The organism is Myxococcaceae bacterium, from assembly GCA_016000045.1.
In the GTDB taxonomy this organism is placed as follows: Bacteria; Myxococcota; UBA727; order UBA727; family JABDBI01; genus AER2-1.
Window position 1 is genome coordinate 1 of the sequence record JAECQY010000004.1, and the last position, 15997, is coordinate 15997.

Sequence of the window (15997 nt, forward strand, 5' to 3'; positions counted from 1 at the left end):
CAATGGTCCCAACGTTGACGTGGGGTTTATCGCGGGTAAATTTCTCTTTTGACATTTCTATGCACTCCTCAAGCAAAACAGGTGGAGCTGCTGACCAGGATTGAACTGGTGACCTCGTCCTTACCAAGGACGTGCTCTACCAACTGAGCTACAGCAGCAAGTGGAGCGGGAAACGAGACTCGAACTCGCGACATTCAGCTTGGAAGGCTGACGCTCTACCAACTGAGCTATTCCCGCGCCTGGTGGAGGGAGAAGGATTCGAACCTTCGAAGGCTTGCGCCGGCAGGTTTACAGCCTGCTCCCATTGGCCGCTCGGGCATCCCTCCACAAAAATCAACACACTGGAGCCGGCGATGGGAATCGAACCCGCAACCGCCTGCTTACAAAGCAGATGCTCTACCGTTGAGCTACACCGGCATCCAGGAAAACAATGCGGCGAGGGAGACTCGAACTCCCACAGCTTTTGGCCACTACCACCTCAAGGTAGCGTGTCTACCGTTCCACCATCGCCGCACAGATCTTCGGGGAGTGTCATGAAACAAGACGAGGCATCCGTCAAGCGGGGATCCTGGCAAATTGACTTAGAGCACCGATTGCCCATTGAAGGGATGGGCGAACGTCGAATTCTGAAGCCATTTCCTAGAACTCATTCTTGGATGCGCTGTATAACTGCCAAATGCCTTTGCTCAACTCCATTTGCTTTCATCTTGCCATGCTGATGGTCAGTGCATCTGGGCTCTTGATGGGAGCCTGGCACGCTTCGGTCATTATCGGGCTTGCTTTAGGCAGTGTCTCAACGGCTCTTCTCTTTTCTTTTTCCAAATCCAGACTCCAACACCCGACTTTGCTGAATGCCTACTCGATTTTATGGGGCCTCTCAGCCGTTTTCACGCTAACGATGATCTGCCCCATTCCGATTGCTTGGACCGATCCGGATAATTTGAAAATCGCACAACTTCTTAACTCTGGAACACAATTTGGATTTTTGAGCTACGCACCCTATCAAACAGCTTTACGACTGCTTCAAATTCTCACTGCGTTTTGTCTTTTTTTGATTGTGTGCGACCAAGAAAAACATAGGCAATACCGACAGGCTTTCGTCGTTTGGATGCTGGTTGCCAGTTGGGCATTTATTTTATTATCCCTGGATCATCCGCCTTTGGTGAATCGAAACCATGTCGCTCGTATTTTCGGGCTTCTTTCCATCCTTTGTTTTGTACTAGAGTCTGAGTCCAAACCAATGTGGCAACGGTACGCGCTCTTTGCCACAGCAGTCATTTCTGGAGCCTTCGTCTACTTAACTCAAAGTCGCTGGGGCATCATTGCTTATACGCTCTCGCTTTTGCTCTTTTTACGATCATGGCATTTTACATTCGCAATCCTGTGCGGAGCGTCTTTATTAGGCTACGAGGTGATTCGCGATCGGCTTTTGACCTTGCTGGACAGCCAAAGCTACTTCGGAAAGATCGAGCTTTACAAACAGCTCCCGCAACTTATTCAAGAACATTGGCTGTGGGGAATTGGGCAAGGCGCACTGCCCGTCGAATATCACAAACACGTTCAGCCAAACTTTCACGCCAATGAGCTTTTTTCTGCCCATTACCGAATTACTTATCTTGAGAATACAACGCTTCAAACACTGATTGATCACGGCTTATTAAAAGGCGGAGTCTTGATTTTTCTAACCATTTGGATTCTTTACCGCGTTTCGAAGATAAATTATTTATACACACTGCCCTTTCTCTTTTTGTGGCTGGCTGATTGGGCAGATTTTAGTTTTGAATCGGGAACCGTTGTGTATCTATGCGCTATCTTTGCAGCGATTTCACCTCTCCCTAAAACGATCCTCCTGAGGCCCGGCTGGCTAACCGGCATTCTCGCCTGTGTTGTTTTCATCACGCTCATGTGTTTGTGGTTTGTTTCGTTTCAAGGCCCTGTGAATGATTTAGAAGCACGCTACGCCTTTAGCCACAAAAGCAAACCTTGGCTCGAATTTGCGCTGCATCGACGCCCGACCCATTTCTCATCTCGGTTGCAACTGGCCCGAACTCAATGGAAGGAACGTGACTACCCGAAAGCTCTTGCAACCTATCGACTCGCCGCGGCCTCCGCACCCAATTATCTTGGATTCATATTACGAGAAATCGCTCCCATAGCTCCCAGTTATGTGGAACGAAGGCAAGTTTTACCGGACGACTCTCTTGAGACACTCAACATGCTTTGCAGCATTCTTCCCTCGCGAGAATGTTACCAAGACTCAAAAAATTGGCAGCGCTTGGTGGAAATAGCCCTCCAAGAACAAGACCCTGAGTCCGCACTTTTAGCTTTGTCTGCTGATACGAAGGGAAATTCACCCGATGGTTTTGCAGCCGTTTGCTTTGCTCAAATTCTCGTTCTCCAACAAGGCCTAGCGGCGACCTTAGAACAAACTCGAGAATGGCCTACTCAATTGAAGTCACCTTGCGAACTGCAACGTTGGCGTATTGGAGCCCTGCCGGCTCGTGAAGGATTGCTTGAGCTTGAAACCATGAAGATGTGTTTTGAAAATTGGGAGATTGAAAAAATCGATCTTTACGAAAGAGATCATCAAACTGCTCGAGCGCTTGAACTCACCCTCAGTTTGCTTGGGACTTATCCAGATAATTTGAAACTTCAAGGCCAAAAAAAACGATTGCAAAGCCAGCTGATGATTCCCAATCCGTGAGATTCAAAAACACTATTCGCAATCTCCGCAAATTCCATACAACTCCATTCGATGGTGAATCAAACGAAATCCTTTCTGTTTTGCAACGCGTTCTTGTAGAACTTCGATTTCCAAATTCTCAAATTCAACAATTTGATCGCATTCTTCGCAAATGAGATGATCATGATGCTCCGCTGGGTTATCCACCCACTCGAAACGAGCCTCCGAATTACCAAAGTGATGAGCTCGCACCCAATGTTCGCTTTGAAATAGCTTCAGAGTTCGGTACACGGTCGCCTGCCCCACGCGGGCTTTTCGTTTGCGAACCAAATCCAAAATTTGATCGGCCGTTTTATGAGTTCCACCGCTTCGAAGAGCATCCCGGATCAGTTCTCGTGCTGGCGTCATTCGCAAGGGACGAGATCGCCTCCCACACAGGGCGAGTTCCGGATTCGCCCCCATCGATTCCAACAAAACCATTTCCGCAGCAACCTGGCGAGCCGCTTCGAACTCACTGCGTTCGTGATCATAGCCTTGCAAATGAGTCAATCCATGAACAAAGAGCACGTCGAGCTCTTCTTCGAGCGAGTGCCCAAACTGAAGAGCTTGAATTTGCGCGCGTTCCACCGATATAAAGATGTCTCCCAAAATACCCTCTAGGCCCGGCATCGGCTGACCTTCTTGAGCGGCGAATGACAAGACGTCTGTTGCTTGATCCTTCTTTCTCCACTGAAAATTGAGCTGCCTCATTTCAGCATCGTCTAGGAAAGTAAGCGCAACAGCTCCTTCGATCGAAACCTTCTTAAAACGATGACGAACAAGTGTTCGTATCGCTCTAGGCAGTAGATTCGAACCTTGAAATGAGATTTCAGCAGTTACCAAATAATCTTCCTCAAAACAGCCGCCAGACGGTATCCAGCGAGTGACAAGCGTTTCTTGATGGTCGATTTTGCTTGCTTCACATAGGCTGAGCTCACTTCTTGATCCTCGGGTGTTGCATAGGCTTCGGATTTTGCAATCTCGTAGCTTTCTTTAGACCAGGCATGAAAATCTATTTTTTCGTTTAAGATCTTCTTTTCTTTGGGGAATTCGGCCTGAATCTCTTGCGCAGCACGGATCAATGAATTTTCGGAGATCTCATCCATAAAACCAAATCCGCTGTCCCAAAGGCTATGCAGGTTCTGCTTCTTGCCTTGATATCGAACGAAGAATAAATTTCCTCCCTTATCGCCTTTGGGAAATTTGGCTGTCACGCGAGAGATGCAATGCAGCGGCTGATGAATATCTCCCATTAAGTGGACGAGATTCGATTGAAAAATTTTTGAGAAATGAGGGTACTGATTTCTATCTTTTTTGTAATGGTTTTCCAGAGCTCGCTTGGATTCCTTCAGCGCCCAAACGATATTGTTTTTTTCTTCGACCAGACTGATTTTTGCTTGGATCGGTTCCTCTACTAAAGGATAGTCAATATAGTGCCAGCCTGAGAGAGTCGTTGAGATCGATCGATATCCATCAGGCTCATCCGCCATCTGAACAAGATCTCCAAATCGATCCTGGATTTGTTTCTGCTCAGCCTCTGAAAACTGATTCAAAGCAATCTGCGCAACGACACGGTGCCCCATCTTATACCAAGCAGACGCTGAAATCGAAGTTAAGCTGAGCGCAAGAATTCCAATACTAGATAAAATCTGCATAATCTGTTTTTTCCCAACTAAACGTTTCATCAACGCGGCCAAAGTGACCATAGGCCGCGGTTGCTTCATAGATGGGCTTCAAGAGATCGAGATGCTTGATCAAACCCGCTGGCGTCAAGGGAAAGAGCTCCTGCACACGCTTAGCCAAGAGAGCATCTTCGCGAACTCCCGTACCAAAGGTATCAACCATCACGCTCACCGGTTCTGCGACACCGATTGCATAAGCAAGCTGAATCTCGCACCGTTTCGCCAATCCTGCTGCAACAATATTTTTCGCGATGTACCGAGCCATGTAAGCAGCCGATCGATCGACCTTGGAAGGGTCCTTCCCCGAAAAAGCTCCGCCGCCATGACGCCCCATGCCACCATAAGTATCCACAATAATTTTTCGACCTGTCACCCCAGTATCTCCCATAGGACCTCCAATCACGAATTTCCCCGTTGGGTTAATGTGATACTGAATCCCAGGCATACGAAGCTCTTCAGGTATTTCTCGTTTGATGACTTCTTCCATCATCGCCTCCCTCAAGGACTTTGTGTCTACATCGGGAGTATGCTGCGCAGATAGGACAACCGCCTGAATTCCAATCGGCTTTCCAGCCTCGTAAGCAACCGTTACTTGGCTTTTTCCATCGGGTCTCAACCAGCTCAAAACCTTATCGTGACGCACTTGAGCCAAACGCCGTGTTAAACGATGCGCATAAGCAATTGGCATCGGCATGAGCTCTGGAGTTTCATCCGAGGCGTACCCAAACATCATACCTTGATCGCCCGCGCCTTGTTCCTTCGTGTCTGTTGAATCAACGCCTACGGCAATATCGGTCGACTGACCTTCAATCGCAACCAAGACCCCACAGGTAAAACCATCAAATCCAGCCTCTGAAGAAGTATAGCCAATGCGATTGATGGTGCGTCGAACCACGCTAGGAATATCGACCCACGATCGGGTTCGAACTTCGCCTGCGACAATGCAGACCCCTGTTTTAAAAAGCGTCTCAACCGCACACCGAGACTCCATGTCCCCCGTTAGCATGGCGTCCAATATCGCATCGGACACCTGATCAGCCATCTTATCCGGGTGCCCTTCTGTAACCGATTCACTCGTAAACAGCATGGAATGTTTGTTCATGGACAGTGAGGCTTAATCGTATTTCAAGCTTCCTGCAAGGGCACTCTCAAGCCCCGATTGAACTCAACCGAAACTTGAACCACAGCCACAGGTGCGTTTGGCAGTCGGGTTATTGAAGCGAAATCCAGATCCGCTCAGCGTCTCTTCGTAATCAATGACGGTTCCAGAAATCTGTGTAGCGGTAAAAACATCCGTCACGACCTTTAGGCCATCGTAATCCATGACCAAGTCATTTTCATCCGTATCAGCCGAAAAGCTTAAACCATATTTAAAACCGGCGCACCCACCTCCGTGAACGCTGATGCGAAGGTATTCGCCTTCTTCACTCGTTGTCTCCAAAAGGGCCGCTTTCGCCACTTCGATCGCTTTCTCGGTCAACTGAATCGTCATTATCATCTCCTGTTACTGCTATTGCGTACCCTTCTGCGAGCCATTTTCCGAGGTCGATCATTTGACAACGCTTCGAACAAAACGTTGACATGGAAAGACAACCACAGCTGGCGCATTGGGTGGACATAGTGTCAGGCATCTTAGAAAACCAAAACATTTTGTACAAGTGGGAGTTTTTTTTTCTTGAAAGTTACCCCTAAATCTGATTTGTTTCAGTCCCATGGCAAAACAAAGAAAAAAGCGTTCTACCGTTTCCTTTAAAGATATTCAGATTGCATACCTAATGGATGGAATCAGCTCGATCGCAAAACTTCATAAAGATGGACAGGCATCGAACATCACCATTCGTCGCGCATTCTCGAATCTCAAGGAAGGTGGCCGAGAGGTTGCTAGTCTTGAGAAATGGATTCGAGAAAATCTTGGAGCCGGCACTCGCGGAAGAACCGCTCCATCCGCTGGACAGGAACGAATCTACCGAGCACAACAGATTAAGACCAGCGGACCTTTTCTCCGTCTTCCGCTCGGCGCTCTTCAAATCGATAAGGGTGAAGTGGTTTCCGTTGTTTTTCAAAAAGATCAAATTATCGTTCGAAAAGTTTGACGAATATGGATGATCACCAGCTGCCTTGCGTGCGAATGCACGCGGGCCTGGGTTTAGAGGCGATTGCAGACACTCACGGATTGGCCCATCATGGATGTTCTAAAGCACTGGCAGCGTCTTAAGCCGGTTTCGCATCAGCCAATTTCGATCGGTTTGATCAATCAGACTTTTCGGATCGAAGCTGAAAGTGGGCTTTTCATTCTTCAGAAGCTGCATCCTGTATTCTCACCCCTAGTCAACGAAGATATCCAAGCCATCACGAATTACCTCCATTCGCACGATTTCTTGGCACCGAATCTGATCTCGACCGATTCGAATGAGCCCTGTGTACGAGAGGGAGCAGACTGCTGGCGCATGTTAAGCTTTATCGCAGGCAAAACTTACCACCAAATTCCTGCACTCAAACATGCTTTTTCTGCAGGAATGCTCCTGGGTCGCTTTCATCGCTTGTTGATCGAATGGAACTATCGCTACCAATCGGTTCGCACTCTGGTTCATCGTACACCAACGTACTTAGATACGCTTGAAAGAACCCTCAGCCATCACAAAAACAGCCCTTATTATGCCAAGGCATCTCCTATTGCTCATCGCCTATTAACGATTGCTCGAACGCTCCCGGATCTGTGGAATCTTCCGCTGAGGCATTGCCACGGAGATTTAAAAATTAGCAATCTCTTATTTAATGACTCCGATGAAGCGATCTGCCTCATTGATCTGGATACTCTTGGCCAAATGCCCTGGCCTATTGAGATGGGCGACGCCTTTCGCTCTTGGTGCAACCCGCGGGGAGAAGATCAAGCCAACAGTCAGTTTGATTTAGACATCTATCGAGCCTCTCTGGATGGCTATCAAAGCGAGGTATGGGAACATTGGACTTCCCAAGAACGCCATGCTCTTCCGATGGGAATTAAGATGATTACGCTCGAGCTCTGCGCCCGTTTCATGACCGATATTTTTGAAGATTGTTATTTCGGATGGGATTCGAACCGGTTTGAATCACGACAAGAGCACAATTGGATTCGCACTTTAGGACAATGGACGCTTTTTTTAGATCTTGAGAAAAAATTATGAAATCAGAAACCGTCAAAGCCCTCTTTTTTTGGTTTTCTATCGCACTCATCACTGCGTTGATCTTGTTTCAAGTCAGCAAGAGAAGCCAGTTGGCTCTACAAGGTATCCCTCTGCAAGCCTCTGAAGCTGTTCATTTCAAATTAGACGGTGTCGAACTGACTCAGTTTCAGGGTAAAAAAGTGCTTTTGCATTTCTGGGCAACTTGGTGCAAGGCTTGTCGCGATGAAATGCCTCTCCTTATTTCACTCGCTCAACGACAGGGGGACAAACTCGAAATTTTAGCCATCGCAGTTGATTCAAGCCCTCAAAGCGTACAAGAGTTCTTTGGCGCTGAACAACCGCCCTTTCGGGTACTATACGATTTAAAAAGCCAGCTTGCTGAGAAATATGGCGTCTATCAGTTTCCGGAATCGATTCTGATCAACGAGGAAGGTCAACTCGAGACTCTCTACGTAGGGCCTCAGAATTGGGAACTGTTTTAAACGATGTTCTAAATAAGACCTTGCCGAGAGAACAAGCCCTAGATGTTTTCAATCACGTGGTCTGCAAGCATTTTTTTTTGAGCGTTAGGCATTTGGAGCTTGATTCGCGCCCATGCTTCTGCGCGTGTCAAAGTCAACTCTCTGCTCAGCAGACGTTCGATCTGGACTTCTTCAGACGCGCTCACTAAAATCACCGCATCGAAGCGATTTTGAAGGTTTTTTTCGAAGATCAACGCGGCTTCGTAAATCACGCATTCGTGGCCTTGCTGGCCAAGCTCGCACACACGATCCAGGAAGCGTTGCATGATTAAGGGATGCGTTAAATCTTCCAAACGACGCAAAGCAGTGGGGTTTGCGAAGACAAGAGTCCCTAATTTTTTTCGGTTTACTTGACCCTCTTGAGCAAACTCCGCTCCAAAATGCTCCACGACCAGCTTGGGTGTGAGCACTTCTCGAGATAGCTCGTCTGCATCAATAACAGGAACTCCCAATTGCCGAAATATCGCTGCCACGACACTCTTGCCGGAGGCAATTCCTCCCGTAAGCCCCACCAACTTCACGGCAAAAATTTTTCTGGGCTTTTGAGTTTCCGTGGCAAGTACTCTTCAATCACAAAATTAAGACCATGCAAGCTTAAGGCCTGCTGCTCCGCTCGAACTCCCATTTTAAGCATTTTTTGCAAAGCATCCTGCCAAGGTTTATGAGCTTGAAAAAAGGGGTCATTTTTGAGAGCGTCGTATGCACGCTTCTTGTCTTGTTCTCCCAGCGGATGCGTCGCTTTCTTCAAGTCATACCAGTCAATATCCTGTGGCATCAGGCCCAGATACGTCGCTTGGGGAACACAGAAAAACTGATTAATATGAGCCGCATTCCCCGATCCTACTTTTAAGGTTCGATAAATATTGCCAATTCCATACGGATCACAGTCGGTAAACGCATACACGGGAACCTTAGCAGACTCGGAAAGCCTTCGAACAAAACGCCTGCAAGCTCGGGTGGGAACTCCTCCCATGCTGACTAAAATGCAATTTGCTTTACGCCAATAGTTATGGCTCTGAAGTCGCTGAAACATACCTTGGGTTTCAATGCATAAAATAAACTTCGCTTGGGTCTTAAATTCCAGATGTTCGACCCAGGATGGCACTGCATAGGCACCCGAACCGAACTTGGTGCAATCGATGGCAATCCGTTCTCCGGACTCCAAATCGGTATCCACAACCGTTAGCTCCCCTGCGACCGAGCCTCCGTGTTGGTCTGGAACGAATCGAAGTTCCTCTCGCGTCAAGCCATCAAGAGCAAATAGCGCTTCGATATCATCCATGACGGTATCCGATTCTGTTTGCTCGTTAAAGCGAGCATCTCCCCAATTTTTAGATTGATAATAAGCATCTCGTTTGGTTGCAAAGTCATCCCCCGTCACCAACTCTCGACTCAGAGCCATCATCTTCAGCGTCTGAGCAAAGGTCTTGACCGTATTCACGCTCAGCGTTCGCTTTTTAAAATTGTCGCCAAGTTCGAAGAATCCGACCGCTGCCTCATAACTAACATTCCCTAAGGAACGAATGGGCATTTTCACGCTCGGTGCTTGTTTTTTTTGTATCTCGCGATAGATGCCTGAAGCAGCTTTCTCGATAGCTACCAGCGCTTGCTTATTTGGGCTTTTTTTCACCATAATTTTTTTCCAAAATATGAGTTAAATTTAAAACAATTTCTTGCTTTTCAAGAGTTTGCAGTCCCAAAATATCAGACAAGGCCTCGCTGATAGGATTCAGATACTTTTCAATGTAACTGCGCTTTTTCATTTCATCTGCTTGACGCTTCTGGTGCCTTAGATAGCGTTGTAAACGGCGCCCACACTCCAGGATTGCCAATCGAAACTCCTTTAGGATTTCATCGTAGTGCGCAATCGCTTCCTTGGATTCAGAGGTATAAGGAACCCATACGGAAGCCGCATGCATCACAAGCACCACGGGTCCTGAGGGCAAAGCCCCCTTGGATTGATCGAGCCCATAGCTTTTCCAAGGAGCCGACATCGCCGCTTTAGTCATCGCACAAGCCGACGCTTGATACTGAAGCGGAACTCGATTCGCATAACGATAAACTTGCATCAAACCATCTTTAAGACCTTTTCCGTAAAAAAGTCCCACTTCCACCTGAAACGGATTTCCTCGGTACACATTGGGAGGGCGTGTCACGGCCGTCACGAAATAGTTGTCTTCTTTTGAAGACAGGGAATTATCCTCATTCGTTTCAATATTTTGCGCCCAAGGCTCAATTTTAGGCCAATCAAAAGCAAATTCAGATTGCCCCTTTTTCTCAAGCCGTTGCTCCGGCGCAATCAAAGCGACTTGTTCTTCTGAATCCCATTTTTTCGACTCAACAAATAGCCAATAAAGCGCTTTAATGAGACTATCTTCCCCCAAGGGAGATAAGCAATTGGTGGGCGGTGGCAGCAGCTTAGTGGCCTGGATCGATTTGACCAAACTTTCAGCTTCTGCTCGATGGATCCCTTGTGTGTTGCGAGAAAGAGACAACCCCGCTCGTTTAACAATATCCGTTGCCACATTTTCCGAGACTCTCGAAAACTCTTTTCGAAGAAATCCGACGACGCTCTCCTTCTTCGCGTCTTGCAAAAGTTGCATTAAAAGGCCGATCTCAACCCCATGAGGATGACGCTTGATCTCTTCAGGTGCCTTTGGCAAAGCGTGCATGAGCCGTGGAAAAGGGTGACGAGCATGTTTTGGATCGATGAAAAGAAAGCTGGCATGAGGATTGGAAAGCGCCGTTTGGCTCAAATAAGCCAAAACACCGTGACGACCTTCTTTATAAGCACCTTCCATATGAATCCGGATCATCGTTCCGGACTCTTTTTCTTGCCACTCTAAAGTTTTATTTTCGCGCTCTTTCAGGATCTTCGGTACGTTTTTTTTCGTGTCAATTTGAAGCTCGATTTCATGAACCACTGCCTGAGCGCTAGTCTTACTAATCACCAACGCAGGCTTTCCCGTGGTCATTTGCCCATACATGACAGCTGCCGAGATCCCAATTCCCTGCTGCCCTCGACTCTGTCGCAGGCGATGAAACTTTGAGCCGTACAAAAGCTTTGCAAAGATATTACCGAGGTGCACCTTCGAAATACCGGGACCGTTATCCGATATGGTCACAGCAAATTGGGTTTCAGACTCGGAATCAATCTGAACCGTAATCGAAGGCATGATGCCTGCTTCTTCACAAGCATCGAGGGAATTATCGACACCTTCCCGAACCGCTGTTAACAAAGCTTTGATAGGACTATCGAAACCCAGCAAATGTCGATTTTTACTAAAAAACTCCGATATGGATATTTCACGGATATTATTCGAAGAACTCACGCCGGGGATACTAGCACAAAACGAGATCGCATTCCGCTATTTTCTGGAAATTTGCTCTTGAGCCCGATCCAAAATCGAAATTTTAAGAGCGTCGACTCTTTCGCCATCTTGACAGAACAAACCAACCTTTTACTCTCAGGGATTTGCCTTTATGAAACATTCTTTCACTCTGCTCATTTTCTGCCTGGTTTTTGGTTCTATAGACCTCCAAGCCGAGACAGCTCCTTCCCTAGAAGCCAGCACCCAACGCGCTTTTCCCAAAGCGATAGCAGATTTGATGACCTTTGATCTTCCGATGGACCTCCTTCTCTGGACTCTCCACATCGGGCCCCATATGCACGAAATACCCGCCCGAACTTTATCGAATGGAATCGGTTACCTGGTCCGAAAGACTTGCAACGATTACCAGGATACGGCACAAACAAAAGACTGGCAAACCTCTGCACTCTGTGGCTTGGCCGGAGGGGCACTGAAATATTCTGTTCGTAGCGAGCTGGCCCAAACCTTTGACTACGTTGCTCCCATTTTAGGGGCTTGTGACGCTGGGGCATACGAAGCAACCTCGCATAGCAGAAGCCAGGAATCTCCGACTCTCGAGTTCGTAGCCCTGGAAATTGCGATCAGCTCGTTTCAGCACGCCTTGATTCGCTATCTGAGAGGAGCTCGGTCAGCAGGCTCTTACTCCAAACGCATCCAAGAGGCTGTGGGCATCGGACTCCTCGTGTCCGGCTTCACCCATACGACCGTTGCTTGGTACAACACCGCTGTAGCAGATTACGTTCGCAAGATTCAACAAAACCTTTTTGATCTTTAAAAAGCCAAAAACAGCAAAATCCTTCTAGAGAGAGTCATGAGACTCTTCCTGCTGCTCTTCATGGCCAACACCACGTTTGGAAATGATTTCAGTTTGGAAGACGCAGAAACATCCGCTCTTCAAAACTCTGAACTTTTAAAAGTCGCCGAAACCGATTTGTGGGTGGCAAAGCAACAAAAGCAAGCGGTTCTGACGACTTTTTTTCCCAAACTGGCGTTCCAAAGCAACTATACTTACCTGAGCAAGCTTCCATCGCTCACGGTGAATCCAGCAATTGCCCCCATCCCCTTGGGAGACCACAGCAATTACAGCATGGGTCTAAGCTTAAGCTATGTCTTATGGGATCATTTCAGCACCTGGCATTCGTATCAGGCAATTGGGTACACGCATCAGTCTAAAGAACAAGATCTGAAAGCGCTGACTCAGACCTTAGAAATAAGACAACTGGATTCCTTAAGGAAACTTTTGGAAAAGTGGAAAAGCTTCAAACCCTCCATCCAACCCTCTGATTTTCCTGCCCTACAAAGCTTACAACTGCTTTCGAAAGCCACTTTGCATACAGCCAGGAGCCTGGTTTCAAGGCTTTATCCTTCGATCACACTCGATACCAGCACAGCTCTCGTCTACCCAAATGGACCGGTTCTTCAAAATATCAACCAGAACACGATATCCATCAATCTATCCCTTCCATTGTGGCTCGGAGATCCGAATTGGAGCTTGATCTCAGCCAAAAAAAGAGAAGCGGAAGCCATGAAACATCAAGCAGCACATCTGGTGATCGAACATCAACGCGACACCCGAAAAGCCACTGCTCAATACCAAAGCTTGCTGCTTCAACAGAGAAAATCCAAGCAAGAAAATCGCAATATCGCAGAGTCAGCCCGACTGTTCTACGCTTCCTATCAAACGGGAAAATCGACCTTTCTCGAAGTCCTAGCGGCGAATCATCAACTTCTTCAGTCACAGATTGCGCAGGCTCGAATCAACGCACAGCTTTTAAGCCAAATGATCACTCTGATTGCTTTAGGTGGAAAGATCAACTCATGAAAATCTCTCGAATACTCTTTGTTCTTGCTGGCATCGGCCTTGTGGCATTCGGTGCCAAACTCCTCATTAAGCCCAAGCCCTTTCTTTACGCGGGAACGCTCGAAACCACTCGAATCGATCTCTCCATGCAATTACCCTCTCGAATTGCGAGCGTCCTTGTTCAAGAAGGCGATTTCATCCATCCAGGACAGCTTTTAATCGAGCTTTCGTGTGAAGATTTTAAAATTGCCTCGCAATACCTGAACCAAAATTACGCACGTTCCAGAAAGCTTCTCAGCACCGGAACCCTTTCCCAAGATGATTTTGATCAAATTCAAAACCGCAAAGAAGAAGCCGATCTTCGACTCAAGTGGTGTTCTATCTCTTCACCCATTCAAGGCACTGTCCTCAATCGCTACCATGAACCGGGAGAATGGGCTCCGGTCGGAACGAAACTTCTCACCCTTGCCAACCTTGAAGATATTTGGACGTACATCTTCGTTGCTCAACCCAAAATTGCAGAACTTAAAGTAGGCATGACGGTCAGAGGTTCTCTTCCTGAAATGCCTGGAAAGCTATTTTCTGGCAAGATCATCAAAATTAATTCAGAAGCCGAGTTTACACCCAAAAACATACAAACCGAGTCGGAACGAACTCGCTTAGTTTATGGGATAAAAATTAGTTTTTCAGACTCCAATATCGATCAAATTCTGAAACCCGGAATGACCATCGAAGTCCAACTTTAAAAACACATGAAAATTGACGTTTCAGAAATTGAAAAATCATTCCAAAAGACTCGTGCCCTGAGTCGTGTTTCTTTAAGCATTGAATCCGGATCGATGCACGGAATTATTGGACCTGAAGGCGCAGGAAAGACAACTCTTTTACGAATCATGCTTCATTTGCTCAAATCCGATCAGCCGTCGCGAATTTTGGGATCTCCTATACCGTCTAGCGGACGAAGACATTTTAATCATTTTAACGACTTCGTACATGGATGAAGCAGAGCGTTGCGGGCGGGTTCACCTGCTCGAAGAGGGGAACGTGATTGGAAGCGGCCCTCCTCAGCAATTGCTAGCATCCTGTGGTGCTTTCAATTTCGATGAATTCTATTTGAATCGAGAAAAAATATGAACGACATCAGCATTGCCGTCGAGAAACTCAGGGTCGAGTTTGGCGATTTTTGCGCGGTGGATAACATCTCTTTTAAGGTACGGCGAGGAGAAATATTCGGATTTTTAGGAGCCAACGGAGCCGGCAAAACAACCACGATTCGAGTACTATGCGGACTGTTGACGCCCACCAGCGGAACGGTTCGAATCGGTAATACCTTGCTTGAAGAGGGCGAAGCGAAAATCAAATCCAAAGTCGGCTACATGTCTCAAAAACTTATGCTCTACAACGATCTTACGGTTGAAGAGAATCTCAATTTTACCGCTTCTCTTCGCAAATTAGATCGTACCCACTCTCTCAACTATCGCCAGGAATTACTCGATTTTATTCAATTCAATCGGCCTCTCAGCACTCGCGTCGGCCACTTATCAGGAGGGCTTAAACAGCAAGTCTCTCTCGCGATAGCGCTTCTACACAATCCAGAAATCGTTTTCTTAGATGAGCCTACGGTTGGCGTTTCACCCGTGTCACGCAAACGTTTTTGGGACTTGATCCGGCAACTTTCCGAGCGAGGCGTAAGCCTGTTCGTCACAACCCACTACATGGACGAAGCAGAGCAATGTGACCGAATCGCTCTGATGCGAAATGGAAAAATCATCGCTTTAGATAGCCCAGAAAATCTGAAAAACAACTATTTTCATGACAATCTGTATGAATTCGAACCCAAGAGCACATTACGCTATAAAGATATGACAAATTTAAACAATAAATCTCTATTTTCCTTTTTTGCACCTTATGGATTAAGATTTCATGCAGTTCTTAAAAACAAAGATGATTTTGAAAAAACAGAACGCACCAAACTGGAAGAAATCTTTCATATTCGACCCATTCGAGCTTCCTTGGAAGACGTATTTATTCAAGCAGTGGAGAGTCGAGTATGACTTTTGTTTCTTACCAACGAATTTTTGCGGTTGCCCAAAAAGAACTTTTTCATATTTTTCGAGATCCTTTTACGCTAGCCACAGCGATGGGTCTGCCCATTTTCATGGTCCTTGTCTTTGGGGTTGCAATCGAGTTCAATATCCAAAACATAAAAATTGGTGTTGTGAACCTGGATCAGTCCATGAGCTCGAGACAGCTGCTTCAGGCTTTTTCGAGTTCGCATTACTTTATTTTAAAACCACCTTACATCCTCCTAGGGATGCTTAACTTTCCATTTATCTTAGCGCTTGCTGTTTTCGTTTTTAAGGTTCCGATGCGAGGTTCTTTCATAGCCCTGCTCATCGCAGCATTTGCTTTCGTCTGCACAGCCGTTGCCTCCGGCACCTTGATTTCAACCTTCTGTAAAAACCAACAACAAGCAACGCTGGCCGCGTTCCTTTTCATGTTTCCGATGATTATGTTCTCAGGTCTGATGTTCCCCATCGAAAACATGCCCATCTACCTTCAATGGTTGTCCACCCTAGACCCACTCACCCACTTCATTGGCCTGCTTCGAAACATCTTGCTCAAAGGAGGAGGAACCGAGTACATTATTTACCATCTCTGCGTGCTGTTCATTTTAGCGATACTATCCATCGGCTTCAGTTTGAAACGTTTTCGTACAACTCTTTAAATTTCACA

The 15997-nt window shown here is 46.8% G+C and carries 18 protein-coding genes and 5 tRNA genes; 10 read left to right on the top strand and 13 right to left on the bottom strand.

From position 1 onward, the window contains the following. Positions 1–82 precede the first annotated feature (82 nt). From I8H75_02740 to I8H75_02760, 5 genes are all read right to left on the bottom strand, one after another. A tRNA-Thr gene (locus I8H75_02740) sits at positions 83–158 on the bottom strand. 3 nt (positions 159–161) lie between these two features. Continuing rightward, positions 162–237: transfer RNA gene (locus I8H75_02745), tRNA-Gly, on the bottom strand. Positions 238–240: 3 nt separating this feature from the next. Further along, positions 241–326, bottom strand: a tRNA-Tyr gene (locus tag I8H75_02750). Between the two features lie 16 nt (positions 327–342). Beyond that, positions 343–417: transfer RNA gene (locus I8H75_02755), tRNA-Thr, on the bottom strand. A 14-nt stretch (positions 418–431) separates the two neighbouring features. Further along, positions 432–513: transfer RNA gene (locus I8H75_02760), tRNA-Leu, on the bottom strand. A 163-nt stretch (positions 514–676) separates the two neighbouring features. On the opposite strand from I8H75_02760, the gene I8H75_02765 reads away from it, so the two are divergent. Then, the gene (locus I8H75_02765; protein MBH2006253.1) at positions 677–2704 is read left to right on the top strand and encodes an O-antigen ligase family protein; all 2028 of its coding nucleotides are present in this window, start codon (positions 677–679) and stop codon (positions 2702–2704) included. 12 nt (positions 2705–2716) lie between these two features. Here the strand turns inward: I8H75_02765 and ybeY are convergent, their stop codons facing one another. The 5 genes from ybeY to yacG form a co-directional block, all read right to left on the bottom strand. Next, positions 2717–3565, bottom strand: coding sequence for an rRNA maturation RNase YbeY (ybeY, locus tag I8H75_02770; protein ID MBH2006254.1), 849 nt, complete (start codon positions 3563–3565; stop codon positions 2717–2719). Further along, a complete protein-coding gene (locus I8H75_02775) occupies positions 3559–4377 on the bottom strand; it encodes a S1/P1 nuclease (GenBank protein ID MBH2006255.1) in 819 nt (272 codons plus the stop codon). Before I8H75_02775 ends, ybeY begins: the two co-directional genes overlap by 7 nt. Beyond that, on the bottom strand, positions 4361–5506 hold the full coding sequence (locus I8H75_02780) for a methionine adenosyltransferase (GenBank protein MBH2006256.1): 1146 nt from the start codon (positions 5504–5506) through the stop codon (positions 4361–4363). The genes I8H75_02775 and I8H75_02780 overlap by 17 nt, the downstream gene beginning before the upstream one ends. A 63-nt stretch (positions 5507–5569) precedes the next feature. Continuing rightward, entirely contained in the window at positions 5570–5896 is a 327-nt protein-coding gene (locus I8H75_02785; GenBank protein ID MBH2006257.1) for an iron-sulfur cluster assembly accessory protein, read from the bottom strand. After that, a complete protein-coding gene (gene yacG, locus I8H75_02790; GenBank protein MBH2006258.1) occupies positions 5829–6053 on the bottom strand; it encodes a DNA gyrase inhibitor YacG in 225 nt (74 codons plus the stop codon). Before yacG ends, I8H75_02785 begins: the two co-directional genes overlap by 68 nt. 63 nt (positions 6054–6116) lie before the next feature. Between yacG and I8H75_02795 the strand changes: the two genes are divergently transcribed. The 3 genes from I8H75_02795 (at position 6117) to I8H75_02805 (ending at position 8050) form a co-directional block, all read left to right on the top strand. Beyond that, entirely contained in the window at positions 6117–6497 is a 381-nt protein-coding gene (locus I8H75_02795) for a hypothetical protein (protein ID MBH2006259.1), read from the top strand. Positions 6498–6560: 63 nt separating this feature from the next. Continuing rightward, complete coding sequence (locus I8H75_02800; protein MBH2006260.1) at positions 6561–7568, top strand: phosphotransferase; 1008 nt, start codon at positions 6561–6563, stop codon at positions 7566–7568. Next, complete coding sequence (locus I8H75_02805) at positions 7565–8050, top strand: TlpA family protein disulfide reductase (protein MBH2006261.1); 486 nt, start codon at positions 7565–7567, stop codon at positions 8048–8050. Before I8H75_02800 ends, I8H75_02805 begins: the two co-directional genes overlap by 4 nt. Before the next feature lie 38 nt (positions 8051–8088). Here I8H75_02805 and I8H75_02810 read toward each other — a convergent pair whose 3' ends face one another. From I8H75_02810 to I8H75_02820, 3 genes are read right to left on the bottom strand one after another with little or no spacing between them, the layout of a single operon-like run. After that, entirely contained in the window at positions 8089–8610 is a 522-nt protein-coding gene (locus I8H75_02810; protein ID MBH2006262.1) for a dephospho-CoA kinase, read from the bottom strand. Next, entirely contained in the window at positions 8607–9722 is a 1116-nt protein-coding gene (locus I8H75_02815; protein MBH2006263.1) for a DNA topoisomerase IV subunit A, read from the bottom strand. Before I8H75_02815 ends, I8H75_02810 begins: the two co-directional genes overlap by 4 nt. Then, entirely contained in the window at positions 9700–11421 is a 1722-nt protein-coding gene (locus tag I8H75_02820; protein ID MBH2006264.1) for a DNA topoisomerase VI subunit B, read from the bottom strand. Before I8H75_02820 ends, I8H75_02815 begins: the two co-directional genes overlap by 23 nt. A gap of 151 nt (positions 11422–11572) precedes the next feature. Between I8H75_02820 and I8H75_02825 the strand changes: the two genes are divergently transcribed. From I8H75_02825 to I8H75_02850, 6 genes are all read left to right on the top strand, one after another. Then, entirely contained in the window at positions 11573–12235 is a 663-nt protein-coding gene (locus I8H75_02825; protein MBH2006265.1) for a hypothetical protein, read from the top strand. Positions 12236–12271: 36 nt separating this feature from the next. Beyond that, positions 12272–13282: a TolC family protein gene (locus I8H75_02830; protein MBH2006266.1), complete on the top strand. Its 1011-nt coding sequence runs from the start codon at positions 12272–12274 to the stop codon at positions 13280–13282. Beyond that, a complete protein-coding gene (locus I8H75_02835; protein ID MBH2006267.1) occupies positions 13279–14007 on the top strand; it encodes an efflux RND transporter periplasmic adaptor subunit in 729 nt (242 codons plus the stop codon). Before I8H75_02830 ends, I8H75_02835 begins: the two co-directional genes overlap by 4 nt. Before the next feature lie 6 nt (positions 14008–14013). Beyond that, positions 14014–14262, top strand: coding sequence for an ATP-binding cassette domain-containing protein (locus I8H75_02840; protein ID MBH2006268.1), 249 nt, complete (start codon positions 14014–14016; stop codon positions 14260–14262). Positions 14263–14391: 129 nt separating this feature from the next. Continuing rightward, the gene (locus tag I8H75_02845) at positions 14392–15315 is read left to right on the top strand and encodes an ABC transporter ATP-binding protein (protein MBH2006269.1); all 924 of its coding nucleotides are present in this window, start codon (positions 14392–14394) and stop codon (positions 15313–15315) included. Next, positions 15312–15989 (top strand): ABC transporter permease, encoded by a 678-nt coding sequence (locus I8H75_02850; protein ID MBH2006270.1) that lies wholly within the window; start codon positions 15312–15314, stop codon positions 15987–15989. Before I8H75_02845 ends, I8H75_02850 begins: the two co-directional genes overlap by 4 nt. Positions 15990–15997: the final 8 nt, after the last annotated feature.

Bases quoted from the DNA above. Each gene is read 5' to 3' on its own strand.
- I8H75_02830 (MBH2006266.1), top strand. From the start codon at position 12,272: ATGAGACTCTTCCTGCTGCTCTTCATGGCCAACACCACGTTTGGAAAT.
- I8H75_02775 (MBH2006255.1), bottom strand. From the start codon at position 4,377: ATGCAGATTTTATCTAGTATTGGAATTCTTGCGCTCAGCTTAACTTCG.
- I8H75_02845 (MBH2006269.1), top strand. From the start codon at position 14,392: ATGAACGACATCAGCATTGCCGTCGAGAAACTCAGGGTCGAGTTTGGC.
- I8H75_02835 (MBH2006267.1), top strand. From the start codon at position 13,279: ATGAAAATCTCTCGAATACTCTTTGTTCTTGCTGGCATCGGCCTTGTG.
- I8H75_02780 (MBH2006256.1), bottom strand. From the start codon at position 5,506: ATGAACAAACATTCCATGCTGTTTACGAGTGAATCGGTTACAGAAGGG.
- I8H75_02765 (MBH2006253.1), top strand. From the start codon at position 677: ATGCCTTTGCTCAACTCCATTTGCTTTCATCTTGCCATGCTGATGGTC.
- yacG (MBH2006258.1), bottom strand. From the start codon at position 6,053: ATGTTTTGGTTTTCTAAGATGCCTGACACTATGTCCACCCAATGCGCC.
- I8H75_02815 (MBH2006263.1), bottom strand. From the start codon at position 9,722: ATGGTGAAAAAAAGCCCAAATAAGCAAGCGCTGGTAGCTATCGAGAAA.
- I8H75_02805 (MBH2006261.1), top strand. From the start codon at position 7,565: ATGAAATCAGAAACCGTCAAAGCCCTCTTTTTTTGGTTTTCTATCGCA.
- I8H75_02785 (MBH2006257.1), bottom strand. From the start codon at position 5,896: ATGACGATTCAGTTGACCGAGAAAGCGATCGAAGTGGCGAAAGCGGCC.
- I8H75_02850 (MBH2006270.1), top strand. From the start codon at position 15,312: ATGACTTTTGTTTCTTACCAACGAATTTTTGCGGTTGCCCAAAAAGAA.
- I8H75_02840 (MBH2006268.1), top strand. From the start codon at position 14,014: ATGAAAATTGACGTTTCAGAAATTGAAAAATCATTCCAAAAGACTCGT.
- I8H75_02825 (MBH2006265.1), top strand. From the start codon at position 11,573: ATGAAACATTCTTTCACTCTGCTCATTTTCTGCCTGGTTTTTGGTTCT.
- I8H75_02795 (MBH2006259.1), top strand. From the start codon at position 6,117: ATGGCAAAACAAAGAAAAAAGCGTTCTACCGTTTCCTTTAAAGATATT.